This is a genomic window from Affinundibacterium nitidum, assembly GCF_014284155.1.
Lineage (GTDB): Bacteria > Pseudomonadota > Gammaproteobacteria > Burkholderiales > Burkholderiaceae_D > Undibacterium > Undibacterium nitidum.
Genome location: NZ_JACOFZ010000026.1, coordinates 1 through 810 on the forward strand (window position 1 = coordinate 1; position 810 = coordinate 810).

Consider the following 810-nt stretch of genomic DNA (forward strand, 5'->3'; position numbering starts at 1 on the left):
GAGTTTAAATTGTCTGTGCTGAGACATCTATGGGACAATGCCTTATCTTACAGTCAAGTTGCAACGCACTTTAATATTCGCAATCCTGGGATTCTCGCCCAGTGGGTACGACTTTATCGTCATGGTGGGCTTGGCGCTCTAGAACCACGCCGTAAAGGACGACTGCCTACTATGCCAACTCCATCAAAAAAGCCTAGCTCGAATCAAGAGCCAGCAACGCCATCACATGAAGCGCTGCTCGAAGAATTGAACTATCTGCGTTTGGAGAATGCGTATCTAAAAAAGTTGCAAGCCTTAGTTCAAGCAAAAGAAAAGTTAGCGCGAGAGAGAAAGCGCAAATAGCTGATGAACTAAGGCAGCAATACCCGATCGCACAGGTTCTCAAAGTGGTTGATATGCCTCGAAGCACGTTTTACTACCAGCGACACCAAGCGCTTAATGGTGATAAGTATGCATTGATCAAACAGCGTATTCGTAATATCTATGACAAGCACCATGGCCGTTACGGCTATCGTCGCATAACAGCTGCCATGCGGCAATTTGGAGAATCCATTAATCATAAGACTGTCCAGCGACTGATGAGAATCTTGGGATTGAAATCATTGGTACGGCCAAAGAAATACCGATCATTCAAAGGCAATGTTGGCTTGGCAGCGCCAAACCTGTTGCAGCGAGATTTCAAGGCAACAGTGGCGAACCAGAAGTGGTCGACGGATGTGACGGAGTTTAATGTCGCTGGTGAGAAGCTTTATCTATCACCCATTTTAGATCTGTTTAACGGCGAGATCATCGCCTTTGAAACCGCAAAAA

The 810-nt window shown here is 45.9% G+C and carries 2 protein-coding genes; both read left to right on the top strand.

Translation table 11 applies throughout. The features are described 5' to 3' along the window. Positions 1-342 (top strand): helix-turn-helix domain-containing protein (locus H8K36_RS18875; RefSeq protein WP_186918075.1); only part of this gene is annotated, 342 nt, incomplete at its 5' end. Then, on the top strand, positions 339-810 hold a 472-nt coding region (locus H8K36_RS18880; RefSeq protein ID WP_329604247.1), incomplete at its 3' end, for an IS3 family transposase. The genes H8K36_RS18875 and H8K36_RS18880, both read left to right, overlap by 4 nt.